Raw genomic sequence first — 16,079 nt, forward strand, 5'->3', positions numbered from 1 at the left:
GGAACCGTACGTACGGTGGTGTGAGAGGGTGATTTATTTCACCCTACTCGATTTTAAATCTAAGTTATACTTGCCTCATAAATGGAAACAATGGAAGCTTTTAATAAAGCGTCAAACGCTTCTTGGGTTTGGGTAATCTGCAGACCTTGTGTTAAGGCTCTGGAAAAGCTTGCTATGATACCATGATTTTTTGCCAATAATGCATTCGCTTGTTCACGGCTGTAACCACCGGATAAGGCCACAATTCGCACAATATGCGTATCCGTTAATAAATCTTTATAGAAATCATCTTGACTTGGCAATGTTAATTTAAACATGATTTGTTCATTATCCAAAGTTAACAATTGCTTTTTAATCTCTTCTTTTAAACGTTTTTCACAGGCTGCCTTATCTTCGCTATAAATATCAACTTCCGGTTCTAAAATAGGGATAAAACCATGTGCGGCAATTTGTTTGCCTAAGGCGAATTGCTGTTCAACGATTCTTTGAATACCATCTGCATTCGCGTGATGGATGACACTTCGCATCTTAGTGCCGAAGATATGACGTTGTTTTGCCCGTTGCAGTAATTCTTCTAAATTAGGAATTGGCTTCATTAGTTGAACGCCATCACTTTCTGTTTGCAATCCTTTATCAACCTTAAGGATTGGCAAGATATGCTTTTCTTCCCATAAATAATCTGCCGTATACTTCCCTTCAATTTGACGATCCATCGTATTTTCAAAAAGGATGGCAGCTAAGATATGAGCATTCGTAAAAGCTGGAGAAGTCATGATACGTGTACGCATAGCGTGAATACAATTAAACATTTCTTCATCACTGTGGTATTGTGATGCATCGACGCCATATAAACGAAGGGCTTTTGGTGTACTTCCGCCGCTTTGATCAAGTGCAGCGATAAACCCTTTGTGTGAATGCATTTGAATGACTCTTTCATCTTTCATCATTCACACCTCCTTCAAACGTTTTTTTAAACGTTTTCTTTATACTATTATTGTACCACGTTTTCCGCAAATAAAAAGGAATGTATCAAATAGTCACTTTTCCATTTGTATGATAAATTGAACGCATGCTATTTTTTCAACATCTTTTCAGCACCTTCACTCATTACTAGCTGATATCCATGAGAAGATAAGGTTGCTGTATCATCTTCAGGGGCAATGGTATCGTCATAAACCCAAATGGCTTCAACAGAAATGCCTTTTTCTTTACGAATCTTTGCCAAAATTTTTTCGCCTTCTGCATGAGATACCGTATATAGGGTCGTCGATAACATGTCGGCAATACCACCATCCTTGGTGATAACAGTTACACTGCGGCAATGTTTTGCAGGCATAAGCGTACTAGGGTCAATAATATGATGCATGATTTGTCCTTTGTATGTATAATAGCGTTGATAATCACCGCTAGTCACAAAAGATGAAGATTCATTAATGGAAATAGATGCTAAAGAATCGCTCGATAAAGTATCATAATTGGGGATTTGCAGGCCAACATTCCAGGCACTTCCATCTGGTTTTGCGCCAATTAAGCGAACATTGCCACCGCCATTGATGATGGCATGCTTTAAACCGGCTTTTTCTAGCTTTTGTGCTACTTTTTCAACAGCATATCCTTTTGCAATTGCGCCAACATCAAGCTGTGTATGTGAATTGTTAATATAGACTGTGCTTGCTTTTTCATCCAGTTCAACATGTTCCCATCCCGTATAGGTGTTTGCCTGTTGCAAGGCTTTCTTAGAAGGGATGGTTGCGTTTTTTGGATTTTTTTCAGCGGCTTCGCGCGCATCGTGCCATAAATCTAAGACAGCTCCCATCGTAACGGAAAACTGATGATTGCTAAGGGCATCGTATTCTTTTGATTGTTTTAACAGCTCCATAATAGGTTCGTCTACCTTGATCGGCTTGTCACCGGCATGATCATTGATTGTCTTAATATTGTTAATGCCATCATAATTATGATATTTATCAAATAGCTTATCATAGCGTTTGAATTCATCTTGAAGAATCTGCTCATATTGTTTATACGTATGTTCATCTTTTGCATAGGCTGTAAACATGACTACCGTATCAAAGCCTAAGCTTGTAGAAGTCATGGAATATTTTTCTAGTGTTACAGTATCTTTTTTACTGCTGCATCCATTACTGATCAGGATTGTTAACAGGCAGCATAAGCATAATTGGATTTTTCTCATTCTTATCACCGAGAGTTATTATACCATTATCATTTGGTATTATCCACTAAAAGCAAGCTTCCTTTGTTAGCATCCTTAAAATAAGCCATTAGGGATAAAAATGTGTATAATATCGCTTCATTTCAAAACAGAAGATGGACTCATTGCAAATGAGGAAATGCGTATGCCGCGATGACGTCAGAAGATGCGGGGATTAGCTAATTATTAGAGATGTTTTGATTATTTGAGGAATCATTTGATGAAAGGAAATGTTTTATGAAATGAACATGTGTACCAAGGCCCAAGATATTGGATTTTTAAGATAAGATGAAGGAATTTAAGAAAAGAATAACGTATGCAAAGGACAGGAAAAGCGTTTCTTTTGTTATGACAGTAGGTGTTGTGTAAAAATCATAAAAACGAAATTCTAAGATAACTGCGAAATGAATAAATAATAAAAAAGTATGAAAATCATCCGAAATTGTATGGATGATTTTCATACTCTCTGTTATTTAATGATGCCTTGCTTTTTTGGCGTTATGCGAATTCAATGACGGTAGAAGCGTCGAGCATTTTTATTTTCTCCATCATCTGTTGTCGCTTTTCTTCAAAATGTTCTTTTTGATTTGCATAACAAGATGCATGCTGTTGGAAGAGCTCTAACAATTGAGCGGCTGTGATCGTTTTATTGACACAATTGCTGTTTTTCCAATTGATGGTGATATTCCACACACCATGATCATTCAAGTAAATCAAGCCTAAGGGGGTAATTGCCAAAGGTACAACAAAGCCTAATACGATCGTATCTTGAAATACGTTTTGCAGTTTCATAAACGTCATCCTCTTTCATAATATAAGATAATTGTAAAACGAAATAAACAAACAGGCAATACTTTTATAGGAGATAAAAAGAACGAAATGATAAGAAGCGTTTTCTAAGATTGCTTTTAATTAATACATGGGTGGTGATCTTATAAATGTACTGCCATAACCAGAGGAAGGAATTCACACTATATTCCATCAGCTGGAAACATCAGGAATCCGATGAAAAAAACGAAAAATTTCTTTATGTACCTATTTGAAAATGTTATAATAATCTCGGTATGTGATTTAGATGAATTATCTGAATTTACATAGAAAATTAGGAAAGGCTTAAAGAAAGGTTAGGTGACGATGATGTCATTGTTTAAAGGTCCAATGCGTCAGCACATACAGGGTCACAAAGAGTTGACAGAGCATGTTGACATTCTGGAAATTAAGGCTGGAAATTGTGTATACATTCCCATGCTGTCCGGTGCCAGCACCAATCTGGAAATGCTTGTACAGGAAGGCGATAAAGTCTTAGTAGGTACAAAGCTTGCTGTATGCAATGAACGTAATGTTGTTCCTATTTATTCAAGTGTTTCCGGTACTATGAAGGGTATTGAGAAACGTATGCATTCTTCATTAAAACCGGTGAATCATCTGGTGATTGAAAATGATGGAGAGTACAAAAAAGAACAGTCCTTTGAACCGTTGGATTATGAAACAGCGGATCGTACAGCTTTAATCGATTTCATGATGAATGCTGGTATTATTGGACTTGGTGGGGCAGGATTCCCTGCTTACATCAAATACAAATTTGCGAAGGATGTTGAAAAACTGATCATTAATGCTGTGGAATGTGAGCCATTCATTACAGCAGATTATAAGATGATACAGGCGCACAAAGAAGAACTGGTGACAGGAATTCTGGCAATGAAGAAAATGGCGATGGCAAAGGAAGCCGTAATTGCCATTAAGAAAACACATCCGGATTTGATTTCTTTTTGTGAGGAAGCTGTAAAAGGTTTGGATGGTGTGAGTGTTGTTGCTGTTCCAGATGTATATCCTATGGGCTGGGAACGCGTGTTAGTGCGTGAAATTATGCATAAGGAATATGAAAAATTGCCTGGTGAAGTTGGCGCTATCGTCAACAATGCCACAACCGCAATTGCTTTCGGTAATGCCTTGTTGCATGGGGAAGCCATTATCACAAAGACATTGACAGTGTCTGGTAATGCTATCAAACATCCACAGAATGTAACCGTACCGGTTGGTGTTCCAGTGAATGAAATTGTTGAAGCTTGCGGTGGTTATACATGTGATGATGTGAAACTGATTGCTGGTGGTCCAATGATGGGAAAAACGATCGTTAATGATAAGTTTGTGATCGATCGCAATATGAACGCTATTACGATTTTGGCAAATAAACCATATGACAGTGTGGCATGTTTGCGTTGTGGAAAGTGTAGTGATCATTGCCCGGCAGGTTTACAGCCAGTGCGTATTGCCCAAGCGGTTAAGACAAAGGATAAAAATGCCATGGAAAAACTATGTGCGATGGATTGTATCGAATGCGGTTTATGTACCTTCATCTGTCCATCTCGCTTGGATGTAACAGAAAACGTACGGAAAGCAAAACGCCAGCTTATGATGGCGAAGAAGTAAGGAGGGTAAAGAGATGAAATTTACGTTTAACGCATCGCCTAACTTACGTCAGAGTCAGAGTACCAAACAGATCATGTTAGAGTTGATGCTGGGACTGCTGGTTGTCTTCGGCTTTTCCCTAGTTTATTATAACAGTGTTTATGGTATGGAATATGCTTTACAGGCAGTGAAACTAATGGTTGTTTCCTTAGTGGTAGCCTTAGTAACAGAGATTGCCTTTGCATTCTTTACCAAGAAAGATGCTAAGTTTGATTTTGCTTATATCAAGCAATTCTTAGGTTCTTCTTTTGGATGGATTACCGCGATCATTTTGACATTGATGTGTCCGATCAGTATTCGTCCATATGCCTTAGGAGTTTCGACATTTATTGCCATTTTCTTTGGCAAGCTGTTATTCGGCGGCTTCGGTAACAATATTTTTAATCCGGCAGCTTTTGGTAGAGCTATCGTGTTTGCGACTTTTATGGGAGCGACCACGGATGTTGTAACAGGTGCAACACCAACGACATTAATTGCGACCAATTATAACTGGCTTGTTGTTAATCCTGAGATGATTCAGGAAATGATGAGTGAAGTCGGTGGCTTAGGTAAATTATTTACCGGTTGGTATCCTGGGGCCATCGGTGAAACAAGTGCATTGGTTATTTTATTAGTTGGTGTCATTTTGGCAATTCGTAAAGTGATCGACTGGCGTGTACCTGTGGTATATCTGGGAAGTATCTTCCTCTTGACTGCTTGCGTCGCATTATTGCGTGGGGTAGGTAGTTATGAAGGATTGCCTGGTTTCATTTGGTATCCGTTAGTACATGTGTTAACTGGTGGTGTCGTCTTTGGGGCTATCTTCATGTTGACGGATCCGGTTACTTCACCAACCAGTGCGCAGGGACGTTGTATCTTTGCGTTAGGTGCTGCAATCTTTACGGTATTAATTCGTATTAAGGCGAATTTACCAGAAGGATGTTTATATTCTATCTTATTAATGAACATGTTAACACCAATGATCGAAAAGAGTCTGGAAGGCAAGCAATTGGCTTTACGTAAAAAGGCATGGATCATCAGCGGTGTTGTTGGCGTGGTTGGTTTAGGAAGCGTCTTATTAGCTGGAAATGTCATTGAGGCGAAAGAACCGGCACCTAAGGTATTCTTAAAAACTGAAGATAAAGATGTGAATAAATTTGAAGCTAAGATTACGGCTACCAAAGACAATGGTGATGGCACTGCGACTTATAAGGTGGAAGCACAGGGATATGCGTCTACCGAAGATGCATCAAAATTTAATAAATTTGATATTGTGGTAAACACCAAAGATCATACGATCGTATCTGTGACACCTACAGAGGTAGTTGATACGGAATATGTCGGTGATAAGATTTTAAATGAAGCATTCTTATCACAATTTAAAGAGCAGAAATTAAGTGACAATATAGAAGTAGAAGTTAATGATGCAGTTACAGGAGCTACGTTCTCATCAAAATCAACTGTCCGTGCAGTTGAAGAAGTGCGTAAGGCTCTGGGCTACTAGGAGGTAATCGTATGAAGAAAATTTTACATCTTACGGTATTCCTAGCTCTGATTGCTGCATTAGCCGGAGGAGCTTTAGGATTTGCCAACTCTATGACAGTTCCAGTCATCGCGGAAAATGAACTGAAAGCAGAACGCGATACCTTAAAGGTTATCTATGATGATGTTCCTGACAGTGCGTTCGTTGTTGAAAAAGAAAATGTTTCTAAGACGATTCAGAAAGTCTTTAAAGTAGAAGGAAAAGGATATATCTTCAAAATGAAGGTTACCGGTTATAAAGATGGTACTTCCTTCCTTGTCGCGTTAGATAAGGATGGTAAGGTTGTTGATTATGTGGCTATATCAAACGGCGATACCCAGGGACTGGGAAGCAAGGTTACAGAAAAACCATTCCGTGAAAAACTGCAGGGTGCTGATGCTCTTGGCAGCGAAATTGATGAAGATACCATTACCGGTGCAACCGTTTCAAGTAAACCGGTCATTGAAGGTATTAAGGAAGCAGCCAAATATCAGGCTGACCATTTGAAATAGGAGGTGGATGAAGAATGAATCGTAAAGAAAATTTTACAGCAGGTTTCATCCGTGAAAATCCTGTTTTCTCATTGTATTTAGGTTTATGCTCTACATTAGCTATTACGACAACGTTGAACAATGCCATTGGTATGGGAGTAGCTGTTATTGCCGTATTGATCATGTCCAATGTCATTATTTCCTTGATTCGTAACATTACACCATCAGAAATTCGTATCCCAGTGTATATCGTTATCATCGCGACTTTAGTTAAAGTTATTCAGATGCTGATTAAAGCATATGCACCAAGTCTGGATACCGCACTTGGAGTATTTATTCCACTGATCGTTGTAAACTGTATTATCTTAGGTCGTGCTGAGGCATTTGCCAGCAAGAATAAGGTATTAGATTCTGCGTTAGATGGTTTAGGTATGGGACTTGGCTATACGGTTTCTATCATCATCATGTCTGCCATTCGTCAGATTTTAGCTACAGGTGTGATTTCTTTTGATAACCCATTTAATGCGGCGCAGAATATCTTCACTCTGCGTATCATCCCAGATGATTTTGCCATTTCCATGTTCTCTCAGCCATTTGGGGCTTTCTGTACATTTGCCTGCTTGGCGGCTGGATTGGCAGCTTATAAGGCACATAAAGAGAACAAAGCTAAAAAACTGGAAAAGGAGGCGAAATAATTTATGGATTGGAGTAATTTATTCGTCATGTTCGTAACGTTTGTTTTGATTAACAACGTTGTGCTGAATCAGTTTTTAGGTATGTGCCCATTCATGGGGGTATCCAAAAAAAGCAGTTCAGCTATTGGTATGGGGGCTGCCGTTACTTTCGTTATCGTCGCGGCTTCCTTGGTTACGTATGCGTTATATTACGGCGTATTAGATAAATGTGGTTTACAGTATATGGATTTGATTACCTTCATTCTGGTTATCGCAGCTTTAGTACAGTTGGTTGAAATGATCATTAAGAAGACGAGTCCTTCCTTATACAAGGCATTAGGTGTCTATCTGCCTTTGATTACGACAAACTGTGTCGTATTGAATGTTACCTTAAATAATATTACCAATGGATATAACTTCGCTGAAATGCTGACGTATTCCATTGCCATTCCTTTAGGCTTTACATTGGTATTGTATATTTTCTCTACCATTCGTGAACGTCTGGATGCCTGTGATACACCGCTTTCCTGGAAAGGTAACCCAATTGCCCTGATTGTAGCTGCCATTATGGCTTTGGCTTTCAGTGGCTTGATGGGTCTGGTATAGCATATGGCGAGCGCAGTTATTTACTTAGCTATTTTAGGAGGTATTTATGCATTAGTTTTCTATTTGAATCATAAAACACCGCTTCCTAAAGGCTGTGAAAACTTAAAAGCAGAGTGTGAAGGCTGCCATGATGTAGCCTGCTGCAACAACCCTGCGCATGATAAATAGGAAAGGGGAATAACCATGTTAACAGCTGTTTTAATGATGTTGGTACTTGGTGCAATTCTTGGTTTGGGACTTGGAATCGCAGATAGATTTTTGAGTGTTGAAGTAGATGAGCGCGTAGAAAAGGTCAGCAGCATGTTGCCTAACTACAACTGTGGAAGTTGCGGTTATGCTGGATGTAGTGGTCTTGCCGAGGCTTTGGTAAATGGTGAAATTACTGTGGTTGGTACATGTAAACCATGTAAAGCTGATCAGAAGGCAGCCATTGCAGAATACTTAAACACAACACCAGGACCTGACGGCAATTGTGTCAAGGTGAAACCATAAAGGTAACAATGAGATAATCTATCTTAACAGATAGGTTATCTTTTTTAGACAGCAATGGTGCATGATAGTATTTAAAACATGTGGTTTTATGAGGCTGTTATAAAGATTAAAAAGAGCTTTCCCTTCTTTATGACTTTTGATAAAATGAGAGAAAGAAAGGTGATGCAGATTGGATAAGGAAACCATTCATCGTTGTACGTGGGCAGAAAATGCAGAAGCTATCTATCAAAACTATCATGATAACGAATGGGGCGTTCCCGTTTATGAGGATCAAAAATTATTTGAAATGCTGATATTGGAAGGGTTTCAGGCAGGATTATCGTGGCTTACGATTCTAAAAAAACGCGAACATTTTAGAAAAGCTTTTAATTATTTTGATGTAGCTTGCATAGCTGCTTATGATGAAGATAAAATAACAGAATTGATGCAGAATAAAGGCATTGTGAGAAATCGTCGCAAGATTTGTGCAGCAATTCAAAATGCTAAGGTGTTTTTAGCGATACAGAAAGAATATGGTACGTTTTCAGAGTATTTATGGGGATTTACCAATCATCAGGTACAATACTTGCAAGATAAAGAAATGCCGGTCACAACTCCTTTATCTGATAGCATTTCTAAGGATTTGAAGAAGCGTGGGATGAAGTTTGTCGGCAGCACGATCATCTATTCGTATTTGCAGGCTGTCGGTGTTGTTCATGATCATCACAAAGGATGTTTCTTACATGTGGATGATAGCAATAACTAAAAAAGATGTTCTTTGATTTGCCCCTTGTCAAGTAGACAGGGATAGATCATTCCATAAGAACATCTCTTTTAGTTAGGTATTTATCTGATAGGATTTTAATAGTGGTAAGGTAACCATAACGATGACAATGCCAACGATAGCCTGTATGATATTGCTAGGCACACCGGTGAGTGATAATTGCCAACTATCATTTATAAAAGCATCTGCCATAAAATAGCCTATGACCATCCATACGCCGGCCAATGCATATATACCATAGCGTAAGAGTGGTTTTGTGACCTTGTGAAGCAACAGGGATACCAGTACAGCCTCTATTCCTTTGATAAAAAGTGTGGGAATGAAATAAATACCATAACCTCCGGCAATATCCGCCAAACCACTTCCAATACCACCTATAAGAAAGGCATAAAAAGGATTTAATAAGGATGAAAATAATAAGATAAAACCATCTCCAAGATTGAAATATCCCTGAATACCATTCGGAACTTTTATCAAATAGGTAGCCAGAAAGACCAAAGCGATGCCTAATGCCGCCAATACCAGTTCTTTTACTTTCTTATTATCCATGATCATTACGCTTTCTTTAATTTCCGTTGGCGATAGAATTGGCGCTGTATCAGTGGTAAGGCAACGATGGCAATCACGTAACCGACACCACTCTGTAAAATATTTTCGGCTATGCCACTCAAAGCGATAATCATACTTCCTTTTAAATACCATTTTGCGAAAAAATAACCAATAACCATGATCATACATCCAAGGAAATAAGCAATCCATTTTATTTTGTTACCATACTTTTGGAACAAGTAAGCAACCATACAGCCTTCCAATCCTTTGATTAATAAAGTAGGAATGAAATAATATGCATACCCACCTGCAACATCTGCTAAAGCACTGCCTAATCCACCGATCAAAAAGCCGCCAAGCGGTGAGACAATACTAGAAAATAACAAGATGAATCCATCACCTAAATTAAAATAACCATCAATCCCATTAGGTATCTTAATAAACATCGTGGAAACAAAGACGATGGCCATACCTAATGCATATAATACAATTTGCTGCGTTGTTAATGTTTTTTTGTTCATATAATATACCCCTCTTTCTTACTTGTCAGTATTCTAACAAAAATCTGTCATGATAAAAATAGACAAAAATACATAAAAAATAAAGGTCAGTTCATGTTATACTAAAATGGGTGATATATATGGAAATGCAAACAAGCACATTTGAACGACAAAAAGGAATGGCTTTATATAAACAAATCTATTTGAAATTGCGAAAGGATATTATGCAGGGTTATCTGAAAAAGGGAGATCGTTTGCCTAGCATACGTAGCTGTGAGCAATTGTTTAAAGTATCGAAAACAAGTGTTGAGCGAGCTTATCAATTATTATTAGATGAAGGCTATATCAGTTCCAGACCGCAAGCTGGATATTATGTGGATGTAGATGAAGAACATGTGCGTATGCGATTATCTTTATTACAAAATGTTCAAAGGAATCCCACCTATCGTATACGGTATGACTTTCGTAGTCAAAGCATGGATCATGATGCTTTTGATATGACTTTATGGAAAAAATATCTGAAAGAAGTTTTGGAACTGCATCAGGTGATTACGACATATGGTGATGCCCAAGGCGAAGTTTCACTGCGCGAAGCTTTACAAAAATATGCATATTCTATGCGAGGTGTCTTATGTGATGTGGATGCTATCTTGATCGGTGCCAGTTTTCAATCTTTATTATTTTTGTTATGTGGCTTGCTTGATAAACAGATGATCGTCGGTATGGAGAAGAGTGGCTTTTCCCAGGCTGAAGAAGTATTTAAAAGCTATGGTTTTCCAATTGTGTATTTATCCTTGGAGGAAGATGGGATCTCCATTGCTGAATTGCGTAAGCATCATGTACAGGTATTGTATATAAATGCGGGGTCATTGGGAAAAAATCATCAGCCGTTATCTAAAAAGAATAAGGAGGAGCTATTGCGCTGGGCAAAACAGGCAAACGCATTCATCATTGAGGATGATCATAATGGAGAATTACGTTACGCAACCAAGGTAACAAGTGCAATGCAAGGTTTTGATATGGGAGAGCGTATATTTTATATCGGCTCGTTTTCACGTTTGCTTTTGCCATCGTTACGTATCAGTTATCTGGTTATGACACAAGATATCAAACAGCGTTATATTAGCAGAAAAGACAATTATGCGCCGACGTCCAGTAAAATTGAACAATTGGCATTGGCACGTTATATCACGGATGGTCATTTGGAACGCCATATCAGACGATTAAAAAAAAGGTATGAAAAGAAAAGTCAGCATATGTTTGACTTACTGCATACCTATTTACCAGAGGCTAGTTGTATATTAGAAGAAGCTTCCTTACAATATGTGCTACGCTTTCCTTATGAGTTGAACTATGCAGAAATTCTTGTCGAGGGTGAAAAAAAAGGGATAGCTTTTAATATAAATTCCTGTCAAGAACTTGTGATTTCCTTTGCGGCTATTGCGGAAAAAGATATGGATGAGGGGATCTATCGATTGCGTCAGCTTTTGCATGAGAATGCGATATAGATTTGATTACATGCATATCGTAAAATAGGGGGGGATTGAAGAAGTAAATGCCAAATAAACAAGGAAGGTTTACGAAACAGCGGTGGAACTAGATATAATAAATGAATGTGTAACGTTGTAAGATAACGGTATGGATACAATCATAAGTTTATTATTGACAACTGAATGCATCTATCATAAATTAACTCACGTGTATGCAAATTTATAACAACAAGCGTTCCTTTTTCTATGGAAATAGGTGTATAATATAGTGATAAGATAAGGAAAAGGAGGTATTTCTATGCAGGCATTTTTATGGCAACAAGGCGAATTTCTACTACGTATTTTATTAGCCGGTGTATGTGGGGCGATGATTGGCTATGAACGCAAAAGCCGTAATAAAGAAGCAGGCATTCGTACACATATGATCGTCGCCATGGGAGCCGCTTTGATTATGATTGTATCGAAGTATGGCTTTGGCGATCTGTTAGGAAAAGAAGGCGTTGCTTTAGATCCATCGCGTATCGCGGCACAAATTGTCACCGGGGTAGGCTTTTTAGGTGCCGGGATGATTTTTATGCGTAAAAATACCATTTCCGGACTTACGACTGCAGCTGGCATATGGGCAATCAGTGCTATCGGTATGGCGATTGGAAGTGGCTTATATCTATTGGGAATCCTAACCGCTTTTGTAATCTTGTTAATTCAAATTACGTTGCATTCCAATCATAAATGGCTGCGTGAGACTTATAAAGATGATGTATGTTTTGTGATTGAAAAGGATAAAAAAAATATTGAAGACTTGCAGAAGCGTTTGCAACAACTGCATATGGAAATATTGAATGCTAAGGTCGAGGAGAAGGATGATTGTTATCATGTAGATTTTGTGGTAAATTATCCTAAAAATTATGATGCGGATGTCTTGATGAAGCTGTTTCAGGAAATCAGCTATATCAAAGAACTGGATGTATGATTCCTAGCGTTCATTTGAAATAAATCTTGCCATTTTGCAAAGAGTATAGTAAAATAAGCAAGGTTGTGATGAGAATCATCACATACAAACAAGTTCATAGGTTTTAACAGCCTCCATTTTTCACTGATTTCATGTAACTAAATCAGTCATATGGAGGCTTTTTTATGAGAAAGCAGGTGTTTTATATGCAAGTACAAGAAACTAATAAAATGGGCATACGTCCCGTATTTCCATTATTGATGTCCATGGCCTTTCCACCCATGCTCAGCATGCTGATCCAAGCTTTATATAACATTGTGGATAGTATGTTTGTGGCGCAAATCGGTGAGCATGCCCTTACAGCGGTATCTTTAGCCTTTCCTATCCAGACCCTTATCATTGCCTGTGCAGTAGGTATTGGTGTCGGTGTAAATTCATATATTGCCAGAAAGTTGGGAGAAAAGAAACAGGATGAGGCAAACAGCGCTGTGCTGCATGGCTTGTTACTGGCATTGGTAGGATCGTTGTTATTTATCCTATTGGGTATTTTTGGTATACCGGCCTTTTTTAAGATGTTTACAAGCGATGCCTTAATATATGAGGAAGCCTGTGCATATACATATATTTGTGTCTTCTTTTGTTTTGGCTGTTTCTTCCATATTTGTATTGAAAAGGTATTTCAATCTACCGGAAAGATGATCTTTCCTATGGTGATTCAGGCAATTGGGGCTATTATCAATATCATTTTAGACCCAATTATGATCTTTGGCTGGTTTGGTTTTCCGGCATTGGGCGTTCAAGGGGCAGCGATTGCTACCGTCATTGCCCAGATTACTTCTATGGCAATGTCATTTTTTGTGTTATTAAGCAGAGAACATGATGTCAAAGTCGATGTGAAGCATTTCCATTTCCATATGGATTGTATCAAAAAGATCTTGGCTGTAGGTGTTCCAAACGCGTGCATGAATGCATTGAATAGCTTTTTGGTGATGGGATTAAATACGATATTGATTGGTTTCTCTAATGCTGCTGTTGCTGTGTTTGGTATTTATTTCAAGCTGCAAACCTTTGTATTCATGCCGGCAAGTGGCTTAACGCAAGGGGCTATGCCATTGATGGGGTACAATTATGGAGCAGGGTATCATCAACGTCTGCATGAAGCGTTGAAATATGCTATTTCAGTGACCGGAATCATCATGCTATGCGGCTGTCTGCTCTTTGAAATCTTCCCAACCCAACTATTAGGTTTGTTTGATGCCAATGCGGAAATGATGAATATCGGTGTTCCTGCCTTACGTATCATCGGTATCAGTTTTATACCGGCAACCTTCGGTTTTATTTTACCAACCTTGTTTCAGGCTATGGGATTAGGCTTACAATCATTGATTATCTTCTTATTGCGTCAATTGATCATCACCTTGCCATTAGCTTTCCTTTTTGCGAATTGGTTTGGTTTATATGGTATTTGGGTATGTTTCATTCTTGCCGAAACTATAGCAGCTATCGTGGCCTACTTGCTCTATCTGCGTATTCGCAAAACGGATCCGATTCTTTCTCGCAATTGGGAAGCGGCATAAGATTGTGACAGTTTCGTCATCCTTTTGTTTCACATAGACGAAAGGATGCTTTTTTTTGTATAATAGAAGAAATGAAAGACCGTTATGTTATCAGTGTCCTACCATCAAGTAGAAAGCAGGGTGTCTTATGAAAATTTTATTTGTTGAAGATGATCAGGCAATTGCCTTAGGTCTAGTATATTCTTTAGAAAAAGAAGGCTATGAGGTCATACATTGCGTTTCTCAAAAAGCCGCCTTGGGTTTGCTGGAAACACAAGTATTTGACCTATTGCTACTGGATGTCAGTTTGCCGGATGGCGATGGTTATACCATATGTAAACAAGCCAAGCATCTACATGATGTACCTGTTATTTTCTTAACTGCTTTAGATGATGAAGTCAATGTTGTGATGGGCTTAGATCTTGGCGGGGATGATTATGTCACAAAGCCATTTCGCATCAAAGAATTGTTAAGCCGCATAAAGTCAGTTTTACGCCGTTATCAAAAGGATGCTTTAGACATTGTGCAGATACAGCATCTGGAAATCCACATCAGAGAAGGGAAAGTATATCGTAAAGGCAGTGAAGTATTCTTAACAGCGTTGGAATATCGCTTATTGATGGTGTTTGTTAATCATCAGGGACAAGTCTTATCGCGTAGTCAGCTATTGGAAGGCATATGGGATGTCGCCGGTGATTTTGTGAATGATAATACGTTGAGTGTATATATCAAACGTTTACGTGAAAAGTTGGAAAAAGATGCCGCAGAACCGGAAATTATTAAAACAATCAGAGGACGCGGGTATCGGATGGAGAAAGGATCATGAAACTATTACGCAATAAAGAAATACGAAGAAGCGTGTTGAGCTGTGTTTTATACAGCTTATTATTGTATGTTTTAAGCTTACTTTGGAACATTCCAATCTTGCTTCTCTTGTTTTTCCAAGCCGGTGGTTTTCTAGCTATTTTCTTATGGTATCAAAAACAGCGCTATGCACATATCACAGCATTATCCACATATCTGCAGGCAGTATATGAAGGCAATGAGCTGTTGGATATACGCGATTATGAAGAAGGAGAGCTTAGCATATTAAAAAGTGATATTTATAAGATTACCAGTATCTTGAAACAACAAAAGGAATTGCTAGAGAAAGATAAGACATTTCTGGCGGATACCTTAAGTAATATTTCGCATCAGCTAAAGACACCTTTAACCTCAATGATCGTCATGAACGATTTATTAGCACAAGAAGATCTGCCATTGATTAAGCGTAAACAGTTCCAGCAACAGATGCAGCATCAACTGCAGCGAATCGAATGGCTGATTGCGACCTTACTTAAGCTTTCAAAGATTGATGCGAATGCGATTATCTTTGAACCAGTTGATGTTGTTGCCCATACGTTGCTTGAAGAAAGCATAGAACCACTTTTAATAGGCATGGAGCTAAAAAACATCACTTGTACGATACAGTGCGCAACGGATATTCATTTTACTGTTGATCGCAATTGGATTAAGGAAGCCATTGTAAATATCGTGAAAAATTGTATGGAGCATACTTCTGAAAACGGTCATATCTGCATCAGCTGCAAGAATACACCTCTTTATACCTTCCTTGTGATCGAGGATGATGGCTGTGGCATTGCTACATGTGATTTAGCGCATATCTTTGAACGATTTTATAAAGGGGAAAATGCCGGTCAAGACAGTGTGGGCATAGGCTTATCTTTAGCTAAAGCTATTCTTATGCATAATCATGCGACGATTGAAGCAGAAAGTGAAGTAGGAAAAGGCACACGGTTTTTGATTCGCTTTTATAAATAAAAGCAG

The 16,079-nt window shown here is 38.4% G+C and carries 18 protein-coding genes; 13 read left to right on the plus strand and 5 right to left on the minus strand.

The genetic code is table 11. The annotated features are described in order from the left end of the window. Nucleotides 1-59: 59 nt before the first annotated feature. From LI241_RS04140 to LI241_RS04150, 3 genes are all read right to left on the minus strand, one after another. Nucleotides 60-944 (minus strand): fructose bisphosphate aldolase, encoded by an 885-nt coding sequence (locus LI241_RS04140; RefSeq protein WP_008688921.1) that lies wholly within the window; start codon nt 942-944, stop codon nt 60-62. Nucleotides 945-1,072: 128 nt separating this feature from the next. Next, entirely contained in the window at nt 1,073-2,194 is a 1,122-nt protein-coding gene (locus tag LI241_RS04145) for an FAD:protein FMN transferase (protein WP_008688920.1), read from the minus strand. Nucleotides 2,195-2,710: 516 nt separating this feature from the next. Beyond that, nucleotides 2,711-3,004: a hypothetical protein gene (locus tag LI241_RS04150; protein ID WP_008688917.1), complete on the minus strand. Its 294-nt coding sequence runs from the start codon at nt 3,002-3,004 to the stop codon at nt 2,711-2,713. Nucleotides 3,005-3,349: 345 nt separating this feature from the next. Between LI241_RS04150 and LI241_RS04155 the strand changes: the two genes are divergently transcribed. From LI241_RS04155 to LI241_RS04190, 8 genes are all read left to right on the plus strand, one after another. Continuing rightward, nucleotides 3,350-4,642, plus strand: a complete 1,293-nt coding sequence (locus LI241_RS04155; RefSeq protein ID WP_008688916.1) for an RnfABCDGE type electron transport complex subunit C — start codon at nt 3,350-3,352, stop codon at nt 4,640-4,642. A gap of 13 nt (nt 4,643-4,655) precedes the next feature. Then, a complete protein-coding gene (locus LI241_RS04160; RefSeq protein ID WP_008688915.1) occupies nt 4,656-6,164 on the plus strand; it encodes an RnfABCDGE type electron transport complex subunit D in 1,509 nt (502 codons plus the stop codon). An 11-nt stretch (nt 6,165-6,175) separates the two neighbouring features. Continuing rightward, nucleotides 6,176-6,694, plus strand: coding sequence for an FMN-binding protein (locus LI241_RS04165; RefSeq protein WP_008688914.1), 519 nt, complete (start codon nt 6,176-6,178; stop codon nt 6,692-6,694). A 14-nt stretch (nt 6,695-6,708) separates the two neighbouring features. Continuing rightward, on the plus strand, nt 6,709-7,368 hold the full coding sequence (gene rsxE, locus LI241_RS04170; protein ID WP_008688913.1) for an electron transport complex subunit RsxE: 660 nt from the start codon (nt 6,709-6,711) through the stop codon (nt 7,366-7,368). Between the two features lie 3 nt (nt 7,369-7,371). Beyond that, entirely contained in the window at nt 7,372-7,953 is a 582-nt protein-coding gene (locus LI241_RS04175; RefSeq protein WP_008688912.1) for an electron transport complex protein RnfA, read from the plus strand. 3 nt (nt 7,954-7,956) lie between these two features. Beyond that, nucleotides 7,957-8,121: a hypothetical protein gene (locus LI241_RS04180; protein WP_008978987.1), complete on the plus strand. Its 165-nt coding sequence runs from the start codon at nt 7,957-7,959 to the stop codon at nt 8,119-8,121. Between the two features lie 15 nt (nt 8,122-8,136). Next, the gene (locus LI241_RS04185; RefSeq protein WP_008688911.1) at nt 8,137-8,445 is read left to right on the plus strand and encodes a (Fe-S)-binding protein; all 309 of its coding nucleotides are present in this window, start codon (nt 8,137-8,139) and stop codon (nt 8,443-8,445) included. 169 nt (nt 8,446-8,614) lie between these two features. Next, nucleotides 8,615-9,190 carry a DNA-3-methyladenine glycosylase I gene (locus LI241_RS04190; protein WP_008688910.1) on the plus strand — a complete coding sequence of 192 codons (576 nt, stop codon included), beginning with the start codon at nt 8,615-8,617 and terminating at the stop codon, nt 9,188-9,190. Nucleotides 9,191-9,262: 72 nt separating this feature from the next. Here LI241_RS04190 and LI241_RS04195 read toward each other — a convergent pair whose 3' ends face one another. Together LI241_RS04195 and LI241_RS04200 are read right to left on the minus strand one after the other, a co-directional pair. After that, nucleotides 9,263-9,763 (minus strand): ECF transporter S component, encoded by a 501-nt coding sequence (locus tag LI241_RS04195; RefSeq protein WP_008688909.1) that lies wholly within the window; start codon nt 9,761-9,763, stop codon nt 9,263-9,265. Then, entirely contained in the window at nt 9,763-10,278 is a 516-nt protein-coding gene (locus tag LI241_RS04200) for an ECF transporter S component (RefSeq protein ID WP_008688908.1), read from the minus strand. The genes LI241_RS04195 and LI241_RS04200 overlap by 1 nt, the downstream gene beginning before the upstream one ends. 119 nt (nt 10,279-10,397) lie before the next feature. On the opposite strand from LI241_RS04200, the gene LI241_RS04205 reads away from it, so the two are divergent. The 5 genes from LI241_RS04205 (at nt 10,398) to LI241_RS04225 (ending at nt 16,073) form a co-directional block, all read left to right on the plus strand. After that, nucleotides 10,398-11,765, plus strand: a complete 1,368-nt coding sequence (locus tag LI241_RS04205; RefSeq protein WP_008688905.1) for a PLP-dependent aminotransferase family protein — start codon at nt 10,398-10,400, stop codon at nt 11,763-11,765. Between the two features lie 280 nt (nt 11,766-12,045). Beyond that, complete coding sequence (locus tag LI241_RS04210; RefSeq protein ID WP_008688903.1) at nt 12,046-12,717, plus strand: MgtC/SapB family protein; 672 nt, start codon at nt 12,046-12,048, stop codon at nt 12,715-12,717. A gap of 164 nt (nt 12,718-12,881) precedes the next feature. Then, the gene (locus tag LI241_RS04215; RefSeq protein WP_227151028.1) at nt 12,882-14,273 is read left to right on the plus strand and encodes an MATE family efflux transporter; all 1,392 of its coding nucleotides are present in this window, start codon (nt 12,882-12,884) and stop codon (nt 14,271-14,273) included. A gap of 127 nt (nt 14,274-14,400) precedes the next feature. Then, nucleotides 14,401-15,078 (plus strand): response regulator transcription factor, encoded by a 678-nt coding sequence (locus tag LI241_RS04220; RefSeq protein ID WP_008688900.1) that lies wholly within the window; start codon nt 14,401-14,403, stop codon nt 15,076-15,078. Then, nucleotides 15,075-16,073 (plus strand): sensor histidine kinase KdpD, encoded by a 999-nt coding sequence (locus LI241_RS04225; RefSeq protein WP_008688898.1) that lies wholly within the window; start codon nt 15,075-15,077, stop codon nt 16,071-16,073. Before LI241_RS04220 ends, LI241_RS04225 begins: the two co-directional genes overlap by 4 nt. The last annotated feature ends 6 nt before the right edge of the window (nt 16,074-16,079 follow it).

The sequence above is a fragment of the Longicatena sp. 210702-DFI.1.196 genome, from assembly GCF_020563125.1.
Lineage (GTDB): Bacteria > Bacillota_I > Bacilli_A > Erysipelotrichales > Erysipelotrichaceae > Longicatena > Longicatena caecimuris.

What these genes read in the sequence shown, in the direction of transcription:
- LI241_RS04175 (WP_008688912.1), top strand. Translation starts at nt 7,372, where the DNA reads ATGGATTGGAGTAATTTATTCGTCATGTTCGTAACGTTTGTTTTGATT.
- LI241_RS04205 (WP_008688905.1), top strand. Translation starts at nt 10,398, where the DNA reads ATGGAAATGCAAACAAGCACATTTGAACGACAAAAAGGAATGGCTTTA.
- LI241_RS04185 (WP_008688911.1), top strand. Translation starts at nt 8,137, where the DNA reads ATGTTAACAGCTGTTTTAATGATGTTGGTACTTGGTGCAATTCTTGGT.
- LI241_RS04225 (WP_008688898.1), top strand. Translation starts at nt 15,075, where the DNA reads ATGAAACTATTACGCAATAAAGAAATACGAAGAAGCGTGTTGAGCTGT.
- LI241_RS04150 (WP_008688917.1), bottom strand. Translation starts at nt 3,004, where the DNA reads ATGAAACTGCAAAACGTATTTCAAGATACGATCGTATTAGGCTTTGTT.
- LI241_RS04210 (WP_008688903.1), top strand. Translation starts at nt 12,046, where the DNA reads ATGCAGGCATTTTTATGGCAACAAGGCGAATTTCTACTACGTATTTTA.
- LI241_RS04180 (WP_008978987.1), top strand. Translation starts at nt 7,957, where the DNA reads ATGGCGAGCGCAGTTATTTACTTAGCTATTTTAGGAGGTATTTATGCA.
- LI241_RS04145 (WP_008688920.1), bottom strand. Translation starts at nt 2,194, where the DNA reads ATGAGAAAAATCCAATTATGCTTATGCTGCCTGTTAACAATCCTGATC.
- LI241_RS04140 (WP_008688921.1), bottom strand. Translation starts at nt 944, where the DNA reads ATGAAAGATGAAAGAGTCATTCAAATGCATTCACACAAAGGGTTTATC.
- rsxE (WP_008688913.1), top strand. Translation starts at nt 6,709, where the DNA reads ATGAATCGTAAAGAAAATTTTACAGCAGGTTTCATCCGTGAAAATCCT.
- LI241_RS04155 (WP_008688916.1), top strand. Translation starts at nt 3,350, where the DNA reads ATGTCATTGTTTAAAGGTCCAATGCGTCAGCACATACAGGGTCACAAA.
- LI241_RS04160 (WP_008688915.1), top strand. Translation starts at nt 4,656, where the DNA reads ATGAAATTTACGTTTAACGCATCGCCTAACTTACGTCAGAGTCAGAGT.
- LI241_RS04200 (WP_008688908.1), bottom strand. Translation starts at nt 10,278, where the DNA reads ATGAACAAAAAAACATTAACAACGCAGCAAATTGTATTATATGCATTA.
- LI241_RS04215 (WP_227151028.1), top strand. Translation starts at nt 12,882, where the DNA reads ATGAGAAAGCAGGTGTTTTATATGCAAGTACAAGAAACTAATAAAATG.
- LI241_RS04195 (WP_008688909.1), bottom strand. Translation starts at nt 9,763, where the DNA reads ATGATCATGGATAATAAGAAAGTAAAAGAACTGGTATTGGCGGCATTA.
- LI241_RS04165 (WP_008688914.1), top strand. Translation starts at nt 6,176, where the DNA reads ATGAAGAAAATTTTACATCTTACGGTATTCCTAGCTCTGATTGCTGCA.
- LI241_RS04220 (WP_008688900.1), top strand. Translation starts at nt 14,401, where the DNA reads ATGAAAATTTTATTTGTTGAAGATGATCAGGCAATTGCCTTAGGTCTA.